Origin of the sequence: Kitasatospora sp. NPDC056181 (assembly GCF_042266225.1) — a bacterium.
In the GTDB taxonomy this organism is placed as follows: domain Bacteria; phylum Actinomycetota; class Actinomycetes; order Streptomycetales; family Streptomycetaceae; genus Kitasatospora.
Genome location: NZ_JBHJUK010000008.1, coordinates 15,339 through 32,090, shown reverse-complemented (window position 1 = coordinate 32,090; position 16,752 = coordinate 15,339). Strand labels below are relative to the sequence as shown.

Sequence of the window (16,752 nt, the reverse complement as noted above, 5' to 3'; positions counted from 1 at the left end):
GACATCGTCAAGATATGCCGATCGGATGGGATGATTTGGACATTTCCTTTCATATCTCCCCCCTCGGCCCCCGCCCCGCCCCGCCGCTCCCCGCACCGCACCGCGTCGCCACTCCCCGCCCCGCACCGCACCACGTCGCCTCGCCGCGCCCCGCCCGCCCCGTCACATCCGCATCCGGAGCCGGCAGACCACCGCGTCGGTGTGCCGGCGCAGGGCCCGGTCGATGACGGCGCCGCGCCGGTTCTGCAGCGCCCGCTGCCAGAAGCGGACCGGCTCGACCTCGGGGATCAGCACGGTGAGGCGGTCGTAGGTGTGCTCGCCGTCGGCGGCGAGGTCGTTGACGAAGGCGGCGATCGGCGGGCCGAGGCGGCGGTGGCCGTCGGGGATCTCCACCAGTGGCACGCCCGGCTGCCAGAGCTCCCAGTCCCGGCGCAGCGCCTCGGCCTCGGCGCCGTCGTGGACGACGGTGACGGCGAGGACCTCGTCGCCGAGGGAGAGGGCGGCGGAGAGGGCGTCGCGGGTGAGGCGGGTGATGGCGGTGACCGGGACGAGGACGAGGCTGCGCTGCGGGGTGAGGGGGCCGGGGACGTGGCCCAGTTCGAGGCGTTCGCCGATCCGGGCGTAGCTGCGGTGGATCGCCTCGAAGAGGAGGACGAGCAGGGGCAGGGCGAGGCAGATGCCCCAGGCGCCCTCGGTGAACCTGGTGCCGGTGACGACGAGGGCGGCGATGCCGGTGAGGAGGGCGCCGAAGCCGTTGAGGGCGGCCTTGGCGTGCCAGTGGGCGGGCCGCTGCAGCCACCAGTGGCGGACCATGCCGACCTGGCAGACGGTGAAGCCGACGAACACCCCGATGGCGAACAGCGGCACCAGGCGGTTGACGTCCCCGCCGGAGCCGGCCAGCAGTACGGCGGAGACGGCTGCGAGGAAGAGGACGCCGTGGCGGTGGACCTGCCGGTCTGCGCGCAGGGCGAAGACGTGCGGCAGGTGGTTGTCGCGGGCCAGGAGGTGGAGCAGGGCGGGCAGCCCGCCGAAGGAGGTGTTGGCGGCCAGGCCGAGCAGGACGACGGTGGCGAACTGCACGAGGTAGAAGCCGGCGCCGTGGCCGAGCGAGGCGTCGGCGAGCTGGGCGAGGACGGTGACACCCTCCACCGGCTGGAGGTGGAAGCGGCCGATCAGCACCGCCAGTCCGATCAGCATCACGCCCAGCAGCGCGCCGAGCGCGACCTCGGTGTGCTGGGCGCGTTTCACGCCGGGCGTGCGGAAGGAGGGGACGGCGTTGGCCACCGCCTCCACGCCGGTCAGTGCCGAGCAGCCGGCCGCGAAGGCCTTGAGCAGCAGCAGCGCGCCCACGGTGGTGGCGTTGCCGGCCAGCGCGGAGGCGTGTCCGGCGGCGGCCTCGGTGCTCGCCGGCGCGTCCCGGAACAGGCCCGCCACGACGATCGCCAGGATCGAGAGCACGAAGACGGCGGTGGGCGCCATGAACCAGCGCGCCGACTCGGCGATCCCCCGCAGGTTCACCGCCGTGACCAGCGCCAGCACGCCCAGGCAGAGCCAGACCCGGTCGTCGTACAGGCGCGGCACCGCGGAGGTCAGCGCCGCCACGCCGGCCGTCACCGACACCGCCACGTTCAGCACGTAGTCGATCACCAGCGAGGCCGCCGCGGTCAGCGCCGTCCGCCGCCCCAGGTGCGCCTTCGCCACCGCGTACGAGCCGCCGCCGTCCGGGAACGCCGCGATCACCTGCCGGTACGAGGCCACCAGCACCGCCAGCAGCACCGCGATCGCCGCCGTCACCGGCAGGGTGAAGCCCAACCCGTACGCCCCGGCCCCCGCCAGCACCAGCACGATCGACTCCGGCCCGTACGCCACCGACGCCATCGCGTCCAGCGACAACGCGGCCAACCCGCCCCACGCGGTGAGGCGATGACGCTCGTCCGGATCGGAAAGCCGGGCGGCACCGGGCGGCTCGGGCTCGGCGGTGACGGCCTGGGCGGCGACGGGGCTGGACATCGAACGGAACCTCCGCGGTCGGGCTACTGCTCCCGATCCTGCGGGCCGTGCACCCCCGCGCTCCGCTCCCCTACGCGTTCTTGACGCCGCGACGGCGGCCCTTGACGCCGTTTTGAGGGGGGAGGTGGACGGGGGCGGGCGGACCGTTGTCCCGGCGGGCGCCGGTTGGGAAGACGATCAGCTCGTACGGAGGACTCCCGGCGCATGCTGACACGTCCGGGACTGCTCAGCGGGGAGGCTGAAAGGCCGCGCCCGCCCCCTGGGGAACACTTTGCTGCCTCATCAAGGTAATTGCAAGCTATGTGCAATAACGCGCGGGCCACCCCTGGACTACTCTCCGCACATGAACCGTCACCCTGGGCCCCTCCTCCTCATCGACCTCGACCACACGCTCGTCGAGCGCGACGGCGGTGCGGACGCCTGGACCCCCGCCTTCTGCACCACCCACGGACTACCGGCCGACGCGGCCCCCACCGTCTTCGCCCTGTTCCGCGCCGACCCCTCGCCCGCCGGCTTCACCCGGATCGCCGCGCACTACGGCCTCACCCACACCGGCCGGGCCCTCTGGGACGCCCACGTCGCCCACGAGGCCGCCCGCACCCACCTGCTGCCCGGCGTCCCCGACGCCCTCGCCACCCTCCGCGAGGCCGGCTGGACCATCGGCGTCGTCACCAACGGCCACACCGACATCCAGCGCGCGAAACTCGCCCGCACCGGCCTGCTCCCCGCCGTCGACGCCGTCTGCGTCTCCGAGGAGGCCGGCGCCCGCAAACCCGCCCCCGAGATCTTCCACCTCGCCGCCGCCCGCCTCGGCCGCACCCTCACCCCCGCCGACTGGATGGTCGGCAACAACCCCGCCACCGACATCTGCGGCGCCCACGCCACCGGCCTCCGGTCCATCTGGATCACCCCCGCCCCGCCCCCGCCACTCCCCCCGTCCCACCCCGTCCCCACGCACACCGCCCCCGACACACCCGCCGCCGCCACCCTCCTCCTCGCCACCCGCTGACCCCCGTCAGCCCGGAAAACAGAACCGGCCCGAACAGCGTTTCCGCTGTTCGGGCCGGTCTGGTAATCCAGTGGCTGGTGCAGGGTTCGAACCTGCGTAGCTTGCGCGACAGATTTACAGTCTGCTCCCTTTGGCCGCTCGGGCAACCAGCCAGGATTGGTGTCTCCCGGGTGCTTGCCCCGTTCGACTCCGTAAACGATACCTGATCCCGGGGGGTGGTTCGCCACTCGATTGGTCACGTGATGATCAAGGGTTGTGGCGTGGCTGTCGGGGGCGGGGGCGGGGTGGGGCTGGATAGGCTGGGACGGCGGACGCCCCGTGGGGCGGACCGAGCCAGTGAAGCCAGAGCATCAAGGAGACCAACACCCATGGCCGACTCCAGTTTCGACATCGTCTCGAAGGTCGAGTGGCAGGAGGTCGACAACGCGATCAACCAGACCTCCCGTGAGATCGCCACCCGCTTCGACTTCAAGAACGTCGGCGCCGAGATCAGCCGCTCCGGCGAGACGATCGAGATGAAGGCCAACGGCGAGGAGCGCGTGAAGGCCGTGCTGGACGTGCTGCAGAGCAAGTTCATCAAGCGCGGTCTGTCGCTGAAGGCCCTGGACGCCAAGGACCCGCAGCTGTCCGGCAAGGAGTACAAGATCTTCGCGGACGTGAAGGAGGGCATCTCCCAGGACGATGCCAAGAAGGTCGCGAAGATCATCCGTGACGAGGGCCCCAAGGGCGTGAAGGCCCAGGTGCAGGGCGACGAGCTGCGGGTCAGCTCGAAGAGCCGTGACGACCTGCAGACCGTTCAGGCCCTGCTCAAGGGCAAGGACCTCGACTTCGCGCTCCAGTTCGTGAACTACCGCTAGTCACGCGGCCCGGCCTGCGCGGGCGCAGGCCGGGCCCGCGAGGGCATGACGGGGCACATCGGGGGTGCGGCGCCGGAGTCCTCGGCCGCCGCCCCCGATGTGCCCCTTCCCCGATGTGCCGCCCCGCCGATGTGCCGCCCCCGATGTGCCACCCCGATGTGCCCCCGGCCGCCGGGCGGTCCGTGACAGGCTGGGGCGGTGTCCTCACCCTCCACCCCCGACGGCCGGCACACCCCGGCCGAACTGACGCCGCTTGAGGGCGGCGAGGTCTTCCACGGCGCCGACGCCGGGACGGTGCTGGAGTTCTGGCGCTACGCGATGCCCGACCTGCGGACCAACACCACCCGCGGCCTGCTCGCCGAGTTCCTGGTCCACCGGGCGGTGGGCGCCGTGGAGCGCAACGCGGAGTGGGAGAGCTTCGACGTCCTGACCCCGGACGGGCTCAGGATCGAGGTCAAGACCAGCGCCCACCTCCAGGCCTGGGGACAGGCCCGGCTGTCGGACATCCGTTTCTCCCGGCTGCGCGGGCGCACCTGGTCCCCCGAGGACGGTGGCGCCGAGGAGCAGTCCTACAACGCCGACGTCTACGTCTTCGCCCTCCACACCGCGCGGACCCACGCCGACTACGACCCGCTCGACGTCGGCCAGTGGCGCTTCTACGTCACCTCCCGCACCCCCGTGGAGGCCACCGGGCGGGCCAGTCTGGGCATGACCGCCGTTCAGGGGCTCTGCGGCGAGCCCGTCGGCTACGAGGGCCTCGCGGACCGGATCGCGGCCTGCGCCCCCGGGGCGCCCTCGGCCGGCGGCACGGCGTGGACGGGCTTCCGGCCGGACGCCATCCTGATCTCCCCGACCGGGTACGCCCATCGCCCCGGCGCCTGCGGCCACGTCGCCGAGCAGGACGTCGCCGCTCCGCGGTGGGGCTGGATCCCCCGCCCTCCGTCGGACCTGTGGACGCTGATCGACGGCGCCCGGCCCGCACAGGCCACCGAGGGGAACACCGGCCGCGCCGCCGTCCGCCGCTGCTCCGCCTGCGCGTCCTTCACCGGCCAGGCCTGAGACTCCGTCGGCAGACGCTGTCCACAGGCCCGTCGGCCCGGCCGCCGCGGCTACGCGGAACGGGCCGGGCGGCGGGCGACACCCGGACAGCACGCGGACAGCACCAGAACGACACGCCGGGTGCGACCCGGAACGAACTCAGCCGGGCGTCACCCAGCGGACGGTGCTGGAGTGGGCCGGCAGGCCGACGGACTCGAACTCGTCGGTGCAGCCGCCCTGCACGCGCGCGCCGATCCGGCGCAGGGCGCGGGATATCGGGCTGCCCTCGGGCGGGAAGGGCTCGAACTCGCCACTGGTGAGCGGGCCGAGGTCGAGCCGGCCGTCGGACCAGACGGCGGCGCGCTGGGTGCCGGCGCCGCCGAAGAAGTCGGCCTCGACGCAGGCGATCGGGCCGGCCTTGGACCAGGCGGCGACCCGGAGCCCGAGCCCGTCCGGGAACCACGTGAAGCCGGCATTGCCGCCCGAAGCCCCTACCCCGCCGCGGAGTTGGAGCGCGGACAGGAAGGCGGGAGTAGCCGGGATCAGGGCCAGCCCCTGGGCCAGCGGGCTGAGGTGGGCGGCCGGGACCTCGGCCACGGCCACCGCGAGCAGCTCCGCCGGACCGATCAGCGCCTGAAGTTCGTATGGCATTCAGTCATCCTGAACCACGGCACTGACACTGCGCCCGGCATTTATGATTCCGTGCCTGTAGGGGAATCGGCCCGGGAGGAATGCTCCGACTGGAGGCCGTAGAGCAGGGTGAGGACGGTCACGTCCACCGCGTCCTTCGCCTCGCTCCGCCCCTCTGCCATCAACTCGTCGAAGATTTCTCCGAGTTGGCTACGGAGGCGGACCAGCCGGGCCGGGCTGAGCCGGAGCGAGAAGTCGGCGAACATGCTGGGCGGGCCGGCCGATCCGTCCTTGGGGGCACTGAAGTCGACCCGGCCGGCCTGCGCCTGGGCCTGGAAGTCGCCGCGGACCCGGTCCACCCCGGCGAGCACCGCGCCGTACGCCTCGGAGCGGTCCGGGGAGTCCGCGGAGAAGATCTCCGAGGAGAGCCGGAGCGACTCCTGCGCGGCGGCGTAGCGGCTCTCGACGATGCCGGAGACGAGCCGGGTTCCGGCGACCCGGATCAGTCCGACGGTCTCCAGCTGCTTGATGTGGCGGTAGAGCTTGGTCTGCGGCTCGCCGAGGGCGGCCGCGATCTCCTTGGCGGTGAGCGAACCGCCGTCGGCCCCCATCAGGGCGCCCAGGATGCCCAGGCGCAGCGGGTCGGCCAACGCCTTGAGGGTGGCGGCGTCGCCCACCCGGCGCTCCCTGGCACGGTCGGCCGCGCGACCCTCCCCCTGATCGCGTGCCTGATCGCCCACCTGGTCACCCGCGTACCCGCCCGGACGCCCACCCGCGCGCTCGCCCGCGTACCCACCCGCGCGCTCGCCGGTGTGCTCGCCGGCCCCGCCGGCCTGCTGTTCAACGTTCTCGGCCACGGCCCCACCCTGGCAGACCGCCGCCCGTCCTCGCAATCACCCTTGCGTGACCAATCTCCCTTCGGTAATCATTTACGAGAACGTGAATGGTTGCGCGAGCGCAAGGGGTGGACATGGACGCAACGACAGCAGGGACCGCACCGGCGACGACAACGGGGCCGGCAAGGGAGACGGCAACGGGGACGACGGACGAGGAAGCGGGCCGGGCGCCCGCCCTCGTCCCGCTGCACCGCAACTGGCGGTTCCAGGCGCTCTGGGCCGGCCAGGCCTCCGCCACCCTCGGCCTGCAGGTCGCCGACACCGCGTACCCGCTGCTGCTGCTCGCGCTCACCGGCTCGTCCACGCTCGCCGGGGCGTTCGGGGCGCTGCAGATCTGCGCCGGCGTGCTGTTCGGCCTGCACGGCGGGTCGGTCGCCGACCGGCACGACCGCCGCCGGGTACTGATCACCGCGGACTCCGTCCGCCTGCTCGCCGCCGGGAGCGTCCCGCTGGCGATGGCCCTGGACCGGCTCACCGTCGTGCACACCCTGCTGGTCGCCGTCGCCATCGGCGCCACCATCGCGTACAGCGGGCCGGTCCGGCTGCTGGCGGTGCGGTCGGTGGTCCCGCCCGAGCAGCTGCGGCAGGCGCTCGCCCAGGACGAGGCGCGGATGAGCGGCGCCGGGCTCATCGGGCCGCCACTGGCGGGGTACCTGTTCGGGGCCGGCCGGGCGGTGCCCTTCCTCGGCACCGTCGTGGCGACGCTGCTCTCGCTCTCCGCCGCCCTGGCGGTGCGCTTCCCGAGCCCGCCGAAGGCCGCGGAGCAGCAGCCGCGGAGCAGGGGCGGCGCCCTGGCCGGCTTCCGCCACCTGGCCGCCGACCTGGTGCTGCGCCCCGCCCTCGCCGTCATCTTCGTGACCAACCTGGCCGGCGCCGCGATGCTGCTGCCGGTGATCGTCCAGCTGCGCGGCCACGGCGCCTCCAGCGGCGGGATCGGCCTGGCCCTGGCGGGCGAGGCGGCGGGGGCGCTGGCGGGGGCGTTCCTGGTCGGCCGGCTGCACCGGCTGGCCGGACCGGGCGCGCTGCTGCTGGCGGTGGCCTGGACCTGCGTCCCGGTGACGCTGGCACCGCTGCTGCCGGGCGGGGCCGCCACCGTCTTCGCCGCGCTGTTCCTGGTGGGACTGGGGACGCCGACGCTGCGGGTGATGATCGACCTCCTGGTGTTCCGCCGGGTCTCGGACGAGCTCCGCGGGCGGGTGGTCGCCGCGACCATGACGCTGCTCACCATCGGCATGCCGGCCGGAATGCTCGGCAGCGGACTGCTCCTCGACCACCTCTCCCCCACCGCCGCGCTGACCACGGTCGCCGGGTTGCTCGCCGCCTGCCTGCTGCCAGCGACGGCCGGCCGTACGCTGCGCCGCGCGACCTGGCCGGCCGACAGCTGACCCGCCCGGGTGCAACCGCCCGGGGCCGCCCCCGCCGACGGCCGCGAACCCCGGAACCGGTCCCGGGCAACCCCGAGCAACCCGGCCCCGAGCAAACCGGTCCCGGGTAACCCGGCACCGCACTACCCAGCACCGCACTACCCAGCACCGCATTACCAGCACCGCGCAGCCCGGCTCCCACAACCCGGCCCCGCTCACGCGGGAGCCAAACCTCCGACACGCGCCCCTGACACCCGCTCACCCGTGCGGGTGCACGCCGCATGCGACGCCACGGGCAACCGGGTGAACTGGCCGTGTACGGCCCGCCCCGGGATCTCCCGGGGCGGGCGCGCGGGGCCGCACCCGAGGAGGACTCATGAGTTCTGCGGATCTGCCCGCGTCCGGCCGGGGCAGTCCGGGCGGCTCCGGATCGGCCGGCACGACGGCCAGGGCGGGGCCGGGGCGGGGGCCGGGGCGGTGGCCGCCCGGCACTCGACCAACGAACCCAACCGGAAGGCCGCCCAGCTCTCCGACGCGCTGCGGGTGGCCGCTACCCGGTGCCCGGCCAGAGCCAGATCGTCCACACCCTGGGCGAGGACGGCGGCGCCGTCTGCGAGAACCCCTCCGACGCGCTGACCCAGGTGCAGTGGAGGTACGGCAGCTCCAACGGCGTCGGCGGCCCCGGTCGGCGGCCGGTGCTCTCCGACCGCGGTGGTGTTCGCCGAGGCGATCGTCCTCTCCGTCCACTGCCCGGAGAAGCTCGCCGACGTCAAGGAGAGGCTCGACGACCTCAAGCTCGGCAACACCGTCCGCAACCGACCCAGCGCCGCCCTTCCGACCAGGAGCCGCCCCCATGACCGACATGACCGACGAACTCGCCCGCCGGATCGCCGGCCTGATGCCCCGGGCCAAGACCGACCTGGCCGAACTGGTCGCCATCCCGTCCGTCGCCGACCCCCGCCAGTACCCGCCGGAGAAGTGCCGCGAGGCCGCCGAGTGGGTCGCCGCCGCCTTCGGCGAGGCCGGCCTGCGCGACGTCCACCTGGAGGAGACCCCGGACGGCAGCCACGCCGTGATCGGCCACCGCCCGCCCCCGCCCGGCGCACCGACCGTCCTGCTCTACTGCCACTACGACGTCCAGCCGCCCCTCGACGACTCCGCCTGGACGTCCCCACCGTTCGAGCTCACCGAACGCGACGGCCGCTGGTACGGGCGCGGCACCGCCGACTGCAAGGGCAACATCGTCATGCACCTCACCGCGCTGCGGGCGCTCGGTGACGACGTCCCGGTCGGCATCAAGTTCGTCGCCGAGGGCTCGGAGGAGCAGGGCACCGGCGGCCTGGAGGAGTACGTGCCCCCGCACGCCGGCGAACTCCACGCCGACGCCCTGCTGATCTGCGACACCGGCAACGCGGCCGTCGGCGTGCCCACCGCCACCACCTCGCTGCGCGGCCTCGCCAACCTCGTCGTCACCGTGTCCACGCTGCACGGCGACATGCACTCCGGCATGTTCGGCGGCCCGGCCCCGGACGCGCTGGCGGCCCTGATCCGCGCCCTCGACTCACTGCGCGACACCGACGGCGGCACCCGGATCGACGGGCTCGACTGCGAGGGCGCCTGGAGCGGCGTCGGCTACGACGAGCAGCAGTTCCGCACCGACGCGGGCGTGCTCGACGACGTCCGGCTCACCGGCTCCGGCACCGTCGCCGACCGGCTCTGGGCCCGCCCCGCCGTCACCGTGCTCGGCATCGACTGCCCGCCGGTGGTCGGCTCGGCCGCCGCCATCCCCGCCACCGCCCGCGCCCGGGTGAGCCTGCGGGTGCCACCGGGCACCGACCCGCAGGCCGCGCAGAACGCGCTCACCGCGCACCTGGAGGCGGCCGTGCCGTGGGGCGCGCGGGTCGGCGTCGAACCGGAGAGCGTCGGCTCCCCGTTCCGGGCCGCCACCGGCGGGCCGGCGTACGCCGCGCTCGACAGGGCCATGCAGGAGGTCTACGGCAGGCCGATGTCCTTCCTCGGACAGGGCGGCTCGATCCCGCTCTGCAACGTCCTCGCCCGGACCTTCCCCGAGGCGGAGATCATCCTGATGGGCGTCGAGGAGCCGCGCTGCCTCATCCACGCGCCCAACGAGAGCGTCGACCCGGGCGAGATCGAGCACATGGCCAACGTCGAGGCGCTCTTCCTCCGGCACTACGCCAACCGAACAGGGACGTGATAGGGCGTCAGGACCGGGTGCACCCACATCCATCCGGCCGAGCGCCGTCGACACAGGAAGGCGGGAGATCCCCGTGCCACGACCGTTCACCACCGACGACTACACCGCCCGGCTCGCCCGGGCCACCGCCGACGCCTCCACCGCCGGGCTCACCGGCCTGGTCGTCGCCCCCGGCCCCGACCTGGTCTACCTCTGCGGCTACCAGCCCACCGCGATCACCGAGCGGCTGACCGCCCTCGTCCTCTCCGCCGGCCGCGCACCCGCCCTGGTCGTCCCCAGGCTGGAGCGTCCGGACGCCGAGAAGGCGGCCGGCGCCCCCGCCCTGGACCTGGTCGACTGGACCGACGGCGAGGACCCGTACGCCGTCACCGCCCCGCTGCTCGACCCCGCGGGCCGGTACGGCATCTCCGACAACGCCTGGGCGATGCACCTGCTGGGCCTCCAGGCCGCCCTGCCCGGCACCGGCTGGACCTCGCTCACCGAGGCGCTGCCGATGCTGCGGGCGGTCAAGGGCACCGACGAGCTGGAGCGCCTGGCCGCGGCCGGCGGCGCGGCCGACGCCGCCTACCGGGGCATCCTGGAGATCGGCTTCGCCGGCCGACGGGAGACCGACGTGGCGGCCGACCTCAGCGCACTGCTCATCCAGTACGGGCACAGCCAGGTCGACTTCACCGTGGTCGGCTCCGGCCCCAACGGCGCCAACCCGCACCACGAGGCCGGCGACCGGGTCATCCGGCCCGGCGACACCGTGGTGCTCGACTTCGGCGGCCTCAAGGACGGCTACGGCTCGGACACCACCCGCACCGTGCACGTCGGCGCGGACGTCCCGGACGAGGTGCAGAAGGTGCACGACGTCGTCCGGCGGGCGCAGCAGACCGCGTTCGAGGCCGTCCGGCCCGGGGTGACCTGCCAGGAGATCGACCGGATCGCCCGCCGCGTGATCACCGACGCCGGCTACGGCGAGTACTTCATCCACCGCACCGGCCACGGCATCGGCATCACCACGCACGAGCCGCCGTACCTGGTCGAGGGCGAGGAGCAGCCGCTCGTCCCCGGCATGTGCTTCTCGATCGAGCCCGGCGTCTACCTGCCCGGCCGGTTCGGGGTGCGGATCGAGGACATCGTGACGGTGACCGAGCAGGGCGGGCGGCGGTTCAACAACACGCCGCACGAACTCGGCATCGTCTCCTGACGCCCGCCGTCCCTGAGTCTTTTCTGAACGGTCGGACGGCGCGCATAAAGAGTCCTCCAAGAATGCCTTGCTAGCTTCGACCGGCATGACCAAACTGCTCCGCCCGGCGCCGACCCCGCCCCCGAGCGCCGGGCGGCTGCGCCCGGTGTCCCGGCCACTGACCGGTTCGCGCGCCAGCGTGCCGGCCCGGCTCAGGCTGCTGGCGTGGCCGCTCTACCTCCTCGCGCTGGTCTGGTACGTGCGGGTCAACGGACTGCCGTACTCCAACGACGTGGTGTTCTGCTGGCTGATCGGCGCGCTGCTGGCCGCCGCCGTGCACAGCGGCCACGGGCGGCGCGGCTTCCTGCTGGTGCTGCGCGACTGGGTCCCGGTGATGGCCGCCGTCTGGGCGTACTCGCTGCTGCGGGGCTACGGCGCGCACACCCCGTGGGCCCCGCACTGGCGGCCGCAGCTGCGCGCCGACGAGCTGCTCGGCCTCGGTGAGACCTGGACGGTCCGCCTCCAGTACGGGCTCTACACCCCCGGCTCGCCGCACTGGTACGACTACGCGGCGGTCACCGTCTACATGTCGCACTTCTTCATGGTCTTCGTGGTGCTGGCCGTGCTCTGGCGGCGCCGCCACGACCGGTTCCGGCAGCTGCTCACCTGCTACCTCGTGCTGACCTTCGCCGGCTTCGCGACGTACCTCCTCTTCCCCGCCGACCCGCCATGGCTGACCTCCCAGGAGGGCCACATGCCGGCGCTCACCCGGGTGGTGTCGGACGTCCTCAACGAGAGCGGGCTCCAGCGGGCCGGGTCGATCTTCGAGAACGGCAGCCGGTTCGCCAACGACGTCGCCGCGATGCCCTCGCTGCACTCCGCCTACCCGGCGATGCTGCTCTTCTTCTTCTGGCCGACGTCCACCCGGTGGCTGCGGGCCCTGCTCGTCGCGTACCCGCTCGCGATGGCGTTCACCCTGGTGTACGGCGCGGAGCACTTCATCGTCGACATCTTCGCGGGCTGGGCGTACGCGGCCGCCGTGGTCTTCGGTGCGCGGTGGCTGCGGGAGCGGCGGCAGGCGCGGCTGAGGGCGGGCCTGCGGGCGCAGCCGCGGGCCGGACTGCGGGGGCGTCCGTAGCCCCGGCGAGCGGGGGCGTCCGTAGCCCCGGCGAGCGGGGGCGTCCGTAGCCCCGGCGAGCGGGGGCGTCCGTAGCCCCGGCGGGCGGGGGCGTCCGTAGCGCCGGCGGGCGGTGGGCCAGACTGGGGCGGTGCCCACTCCGCTGAAGCCCACCGCCGAACAGCTGCTCGCCGCCCGCGACACCACCATCCCCGATGTCGCCGCCCCCGGGCTGCGGGTGCTCTTCTGCGGGATCAACCCCGGGCTCTGGTCCGGCGCCACCGGCCACCACTTCGCCCGGCCCGGGAACCGCTTCTGGCCGGCCCTGCACCGCTCCGGCTTCACCCCGCGGCTGCTCCGCCCGGACGAGCAGGACGAGCTGCTCGGCCTGGGCCTCGGCATCACCAACGTCGCCCCGCGCGCCACGGCCAAGGCGGACGAACTCACCGCCGGCGAACTGCGCGAGGGCGGCGCCGCGCTCACCGGGCGGGTCCTGCGGCTGCGCCCGCGCGTCCTGGCCGTGCTGGGCATCGGCGCGTACCGGACGGCCTTCGGGCGGCGGACGGCGGCCGTGGGGCGGCAGGAGGAGGGCATCGGGGAGACCGAGGTCTGGGTGCTGCCCAACCCGAGCGGTCTCAACGCGCACTACACGCTGGACGGGCTGGCGGAGGAGTTCGGGCGGCTGCGGGAGGCGGTGGAGTAGCCTCGCGCCGGCCGACGGGCCGCCGCGCGTCCGGGGCCCCGCTCCTCCGCTTCCCTCAGGCCGCCGCCAGCCCCTCCGGCAGGGCCAGCGCCCGAAGTTCACGGATCAACGCCCGCACCGGCGCCGTCCCCGCCAGCTCCGGCGTGGTCACGTAGCCGACGGAGCGGCGGGGCGGCTGCGGGCCGAGACCGGTGACGGCCAGGCCGGGCGGGGCGCCCAGCAGGGCGCTCCGGGGCATGATCGCCATCCCCAGCCCCTGCGAGACGAGCGACACGGCGACCGTGTCGTCCTCGACGTTGATGGTCGCGGGCGGGATCCAGTCCTGCCTGTCCCACCAACTGCGGGTGTAGGAACCGCAGTTCTCGTCCCAGTCGACCAGCGGGAGCCCGCGCGGCGCCGGGTGGCCGGCCGGGTGCGCGAGCGCGTACTCCTCCTCGAAGAGGCGCACCGCGACCAGCCCGGGGACGGGCGGCGGACCGTCGGTGTTCAGGGTGGCGAGCCCGAGGTCCGCGTGGCCGTCGGCGACCTCGCCGGCCGTGCCCCGGCCGATCTCGCGGACGATCCGGACCTGCGGGGTCAGCCCGGGGTGGCGGGCGGTCAGCCGGGCGAGGACGGGCGGCAGCAGGTGGGCGGCGACGCTGCGGAAGGCGGCGATCCGCAGCGGCCCGGCCACCTCGCCCGCCGCGTCCCCGGCGCCGGCGCCCCGCACCTCGGGGCCCATCGCCTCCAGCAGCCGCAGGATCCGCCGGGCGTAGGCGACGGCCCGCGCGCCGGCGTCCGTGGGGCGCGCGCCGTTGCGGCCGCGGTCGAAGAGCACCGCGCCGAGCTTCCGTTCGCAGGTGCGCACGGCGTGCGAGACGGCGGACTGGGTCGTGCCGAGGCGCGCCGCGGCCGCCGTGAAGCTGCCCTCCTCCTCGACGGCGACCAGGATGCGCAGCTCCTGCGGGGCGAGGTCGGGGGCGTGGCCCGGCACGTGGTTCATGCGCCGAATCTACCGGCATCCATCGATCCTGCTCATGGAACCGGCCGTTCCATCGACGCGGACCCCTGCCCGGCCCTCCCCCGCCCTCCCTACGGTGATCACGTCCCGGCCCGCACTCCGCAGGTCACACCGGACGCAGCACCGCACGGTCACACCGCACACTGGAGCCCGCCCATGTCCCGCCCCACCGCCCTCGCCGTCCACCAGGTCTCCCGTCCGTCCGGCCCCGCCACCGCCGCCGACTTCGCCTTCGTCGAGGAGACCGTCCCCGCGCTCACCGAGGGTCAGGCGCTGGTCGAGAACATCTACCAGTCCGTCGACCCGTACATGCGCGAGGAGATGAACGAGGGCGGCTGGGAGCTCAACGCCCCGCTGGAGGGCCGGACGCTCGGCCGCGTCGTCGAGTCCCGCACCCCGGCGCTGCCGGTCGGCTCGCTCGTCCACCACCGCCGGGCCTGGCGCACCCACTCGGTGGTCGGCGCCGCCGACGCCTGGATCGTGCCCGACTTCGCCGGCGTCCCGCTCAGCGCCCACCTGGGCATCCTCGGCGGCACCGGCCTCTCCGCCTGGGTCGGCCTGACCAGGGTCGCCCGCCTCCAGCCCGGCGAGACGGTCTTCGTCTCGGCGGCCGCCGGCGGCGTCGGCACCGCCGCGGGCCGGCTCGCCCGGCTGCTCGGCGCCGGCCGGATCGTCGGCAGCGCCGGTTCCGCCGCCAAGGTGAAGCACCTCACCGAGGAGCTCGGCTTCGACGCCGCCTTCGACTACCACGACGGGCCGATCGCCGACCGGCTCCGCGAGGCCGCGCCCGGCGGCCTCGACGTCTACTTCGACAACGTCGGCGGCGACCACCTCGAAGGCGCGATCACCGCCCTGCGCGACCACGGCCGGATCGCCTGGTGCGGCGCCGTCGCCCAGTACGACCACCTCCAGGACCCGCCCGCCGCGCCGCGCAACCTGTACGACGTCGTCGGCAAGAGCCTGCGCCTGGAGGGCTTCCTGGTCCGCAACCACCTGGACGCCCGCCCCGAGCTCTACGACTTCCTCGTCCCGCACCTGCGCTCGGGCGCCGTCGTCCCCGACGAGACCGTCGTCCGCGGCTTCGAGAACGTGGTGGACGCCTTCCTCGGCGTGCTCGGTGGCGCCAACACCGGCAAGATGATCGTCCAGCTCACCGACGCCCCCTGACGGCTCAGCGACCCCGGCGCCCCGCCGGCTCCCGCCGCCCTCGCGCCCCCCACGGCCCCATGGCCCTGGTAGCCCTCAGCGCCCGCCGAACTTCTCGTCCGTCGACACGACCTCACGCCCGAGAGGCATCAGCGAGATCGGGATCATCTTCAGGTTGGCCCACCCGAACGGGATCCCGATGATCGAGATGAACAGCGGGATGCTGGTCAGCAGGTGCATCAGCGCCAGCCACCAGCCGGCGAACACCAGCCAGATCACGTTCCCCACGCACGACGGCGCCCCGGCGTCCGGGTTCTCCACCGTCGTCCGCCCGAACGGCCAGATGACGAAGCCGGCAATGCGGAACGAGGCGATGCCAAAGGGAATTGTGACAATCAGAATGAAACAGATGATTCCTGCGATGGCATAGCCGATCGCCATCCAGATGCCGCAGAAAATAAGCCAGATGACGTTCAGGACGAAGTCGATCACCCTCATGATGGGCACCCTCTCACGGTGCGCGGTCGGCACCTATGACCGATCATCCCCGTAGGCGGGCGTGTCTACGCGGCGGAGCCCACCCCGACGCCGGGGCCCGCGCTACAGCGGGGTGACCGCCTTCAGCACCAGCAGCAGCGCCACCGCCGCATTGAGCGCGCAGAGCGCCGACGCCGCGGTGCCGACGGCGGCGACCATGGCGGCCAGGCCCGCCGGGGAGTGCGCCGGGGGCCAGCTCCGGGCGGCCGGGACCGGGCCGAGCAGGGCGGCGACACGGCGGGGAACGGGGCCGGGCGCCGCGAAGGCGGCGAATCCGGGGCCCGGCGCCCGGTGGGAGGCGAGGGCGGCACGGGCGACGGCGCGGGCGGTGACCCGCCGGTCGCCGACGGCCTGGGCGGACTCCTCGTCGGCCCAGCGCTCGGCGCTGTAGGCCACCGCGTGCTGCAACGGCCGCAGGAACGGGTTGACGCAGCCCGCGAGTTGAGTGGTCAGCAGATAGCGGTGGTGCCGGTGCGCAAGATGGGCCCGCTCGTGGGCGAGCAGGGCGGCACGTTCGTCCTCGGGCAGTCCGGCCAGCATGCCGGTGGAGACGACGACGCGCCCGGGCAGCCGGGCGGACCCGGGCAGCGCGTAGGCGTACGGGGCGGGGTCGGGGAGCAGGGCGACGTCGGACAGGGCGGAGCCGGACAGGCCCGCGCCGGGGAGACCCACGACGGGGAGGTCGGTGGCGGGCAGCTCCCGGCCGAGTGCCCGCCGGGCCCGGGCCCGGATCCGCAGGTGGCGGACGACGGTCCGCAGGAGGGCCAGGGCGACCACCGCCAGCAGGCAGATCGCCGCCGTCCCGACCGTCTCGTCGTACGGCAGCGCCGCCCGCACCTCGGGGTCGGACCAGCTGTCCGGCAGCGGGTTGCCCGGGATCTGGGCGGTGCCCACCACGCCGATCAGGCCCAGGCAGACCGCACTGCACACCGCCATCACCGCGCCGATCACGGTCAGCAGCCTGGCCGCGCCGCGCGGGTGCAGGTGCTGCTCGGCGAGGCGGGCGATCGGTACCGCGGTCAGCGGCAGGACGAGCGGGAGGAAGACGAAGACGCCCAC

The 16,752-nt window shown here is 74.1% G+C and carries 15 protein-coding genes and 1 tRNA gene; 9 read left to right on the top strand and 7 right to left on the bottom strand.

The genetic code is table 11. The features are described from left to right. Nucleotides 1-162: 162 nt before the first annotated feature. On the bottom strand, nt 163-2,010 hold the full coding sequence (locus tag ACFC1F_RS05625) for an APC family permease (protein WP_376155925.1): 1,848 nt from the start codon (nt 2,008-2,010) through the stop codon (nt 163-165). 343 nt (nt 2,011-2,353) lie between these two features. On the opposite strand from ACFC1F_RS05625, the gene ACFC1F_RS05620 reads away from it, so the two are divergent. Beyond that, nucleotides 2,354-3,019 carry an HAD family hydrolase gene (locus tag ACFC1F_RS05620; protein ID WP_376155923.1) on the top strand — a complete coding sequence of 222 codons (666 nt, stop codon included), beginning with the start codon at nt 2,354-2,356 and terminating at the stop codon, nt 3,017-3,019. Nucleotides 3,020-3,090: 71 nt separating this feature from the next. On the opposite strand, the gene ACFC1F_RS05615 is transcribed toward ACFC1F_RS05620, so the two are convergent. Continuing rightward, nucleotides 3,091-3,171 (bottom strand) — tRNA-Tyr (locus tag ACFC1F_RS05615). Between the two features lie 216 nt (nt 3,172-3,387). Between ACFC1F_RS05615 and ACFC1F_RS05610 the strand changes: the two genes are divergently transcribed. Next, nucleotides 3,388-3,876, top strand: coding sequence for a YajQ family cyclic di-GMP-binding protein (locus ACFC1F_RS05610; RefSeq protein WP_209413990.1), 489 nt, complete (start codon nt 3,388-3,390; stop codon nt 3,874-3,876). 198 nt (nt 3,877-4,074) lie between these two features. After that, nucleotides 4,075-4,935, top strand: a complete 861-nt coding sequence (locus ACFC1F_RS05605) for a hypothetical protein (RefSeq protein ID WP_376155921.1) — start codon at nt 4,075-4,077, stop codon at nt 4,933-4,935. A gap of 138 nt (nt 4,936-5,073) precedes the next feature. On the opposite strand, the gene ACFC1F_RS05600 is transcribed toward ACFC1F_RS05605, so the two are convergent. Together ACFC1F_RS05600 and ACFC1F_RS05595 are read right to left on the bottom strand one after the other, a co-directional pair. After that, a complete protein-coding gene (locus tag ACFC1F_RS05600; RefSeq protein ID WP_376155919.1) occupies nt 5,074-5,565 on the bottom strand; it encodes a hypothetical protein in 492 nt (163 codons plus the stop codon). Between the two features lie 41 nt (nt 5,566-5,606). Continuing rightward, on the bottom strand, nt 5,607-6,401 hold the full coding sequence (locus ACFC1F_RS05595; RefSeq protein ID WP_376155918.1) for a winged helix-turn-helix domain-containing protein: 795 nt from the start codon (nt 6,399-6,401) through the stop codon (nt 5,607-5,609). Nucleotides 6,402-6,514: 113 nt separating this feature from the next. Here ACFC1F_RS05595 and ACFC1F_RS05590 point away from each other — a divergent pair, with 113 nt between their 5' ends. The 5 genes from ACFC1F_RS05590 to mug all read left to right on the top strand — a co-directional run bounded on the left by ACFC1F_RS05590 (nt 6,515) and on the right by mug (nt 13,010). Then, nucleotides 6,515-7,825, top strand: a complete 1,311-nt coding sequence (locus ACFC1F_RS05590) for an MFS transporter (RefSeq protein ID WP_376155916.1) — start codon at nt 6,515-6,517, stop codon at nt 7,823-7,825. Nucleotides 7,826-8,666: 841 nt separating this feature from the next. Continuing rightward, on the top strand, nt 8,667-10,019 hold the full coding sequence (locus ACFC1F_RS05585) for a dipeptidase (protein WP_376156012.1): 1,353 nt from the start codon (nt 8,667-8,669) through the stop codon (nt 10,017-10,019). 73 nt (nt 10,020-10,092) lie between these two features. Then, nucleotides 10,093-11,211: an aminopeptidase P family protein gene (locus ACFC1F_RS05580; protein WP_376155915.1), complete on the top strand. Its 1,119-nt coding sequence runs from the start codon at nt 10,093-10,095 to the stop codon at nt 11,209-11,211. A gap of 85 nt (nt 11,212-11,296) precedes the next feature. Beyond that, nucleotides 11,297-12,328, top strand: a complete 1,032-nt coding sequence (locus tag ACFC1F_RS05575; protein ID WP_209413983.1) for a phosphatase PAP2 family protein — start codon at nt 11,297-11,299, stop codon at nt 12,326-12,328. Nucleotides 12,329-12,458: 130 nt separating this feature from the next. Further along, on the top strand, nt 12,459-13,010 hold the full coding sequence (gene mug / locus ACFC1F_RS05570; RefSeq protein WP_148644320.1) for a G/U mismatch-specific DNA glycosylase: 552 nt from the start codon (nt 12,459-12,461) through the stop codon (nt 13,008-13,010). 55 nt (nt 13,011-13,065) lie between these two features. Here the strand turns inward: mug and ACFC1F_RS05565 are convergent, their stop codons facing one another. After that, the gene (locus tag ACFC1F_RS05565; RefSeq protein ID WP_376155913.1) at nt 13,066-13,992 is read right to left on the bottom strand and encodes a LysR family transcriptional regulator; all 927 of its coding nucleotides are present in this window, start codon (nt 13,990-13,992) and stop codon (nt 13,066-13,068) included. A 174-nt stretch (nt 13,993-14,166) separates the two neighbouring features. Here ACFC1F_RS05565 and ACFC1F_RS05560 point away from each other — a divergent pair, with 174 nt between their 5' ends. Next, nucleotides 14,167-15,177, top strand: coding sequence for an NADP-dependent oxidoreductase (locus tag ACFC1F_RS05560; RefSeq protein ID WP_376155911.1), 1,011 nt, complete (start codon nt 14,167-14,169; stop codon nt 15,175-15,177). A gap of 75 nt (nt 15,178-15,252) precedes the next feature. Here ACFC1F_RS05560 and ACFC1F_RS05555 read toward each other — a convergent pair whose 3' ends face one another. Both ACFC1F_RS05555 and ACFC1F_RS05550 read right to left on the bottom strand, forming a co-directional pair. Beyond that, entirely contained in the window at nt 15,253-15,654 is a 402-nt protein-coding gene (locus ACFC1F_RS05555; protein WP_209413980.1) for a YccF domain-containing protein, read from the bottom strand. Nucleotides 15,655-15,756: 102 nt separating this feature from the next. Continuing rightward, nucleotides 15,757-16,752, bottom strand: coding sequence for a M56 family metallopeptidase (locus ACFC1F_RS05550; RefSeq protein ID WP_376155909.1), 996 nt, complete (start codon nt 16,750-16,752; stop codon nt 15,757-15,759).

Coding starts and splice junctions, on each gene's coding strand:
- ACFC1F_RS05625 (WP_376155925.1), bottom strand. CDS start 2,010: ATGTCCAGCCCCGTCGCCGCCCAGGCCGTCACCGCCGAGCCCGAGCCG.
- ACFC1F_RS05620 (WP_376155923.1), top strand. CDS start 2,354: ATGAACCGTCACCCTGGGCCCCTCCTCCTCATCGACCTCGACCACACG.
- ACFC1F_RS05610 (WP_209413990.1), top strand. CDS start 3,388: ATGGCCGACTCCAGTTTCGACATCGTCTCGAAGGTCGAGTGGCAGGAG.
- ACFC1F_RS05600 (WP_376155919.1), bottom strand. CDS start 5,565: ATGCCATACGAACTTCAGGCGCTGATCGGTCCGGCGGAGCTGCTCGCG.
- ACFC1F_RS05590 (WP_376155916.1), top strand. CDS start 6,515: ATGGACGCAACGACAGCAGGGACCGCACCGGCGACGACAACGGGGCCG.
- ACFC1F_RS05585 (WP_376156012.1), top strand. CDS start 8,667: ATGACCGACGAACTCGCCCGCCGGATCGCCGGCCTGATGCCCCGGGCC.
- ACFC1F_RS05575 (WP_209413983.1), top strand. CDS start 11,297: ATGACCAAACTGCTCCGCCCGGCGCCGACCCCGCCCCCGAGCGCCGGG.
- ACFC1F_RS05565 (WP_376155913.1), bottom strand. CDS start 13,992: ATGAACCACGTGCCGGGCCACGCCCCCGACCTCGCCCCGCAGGAGCTG.
- ACFC1F_RS05560 (WP_376155911.1), top strand. CDS start 14,167: ATGTCCCGCCCCACCGCCCTCGCCGTCCACCAGGTCTCCCGTCCGTCC.
- ACFC1F_RS05555 (WP_209413980.1), bottom strand. CDS start 15,654: ATGAGGGTGATCGACTTCGTCCTGAACGTCATCTGGCTTATTTTCTGC.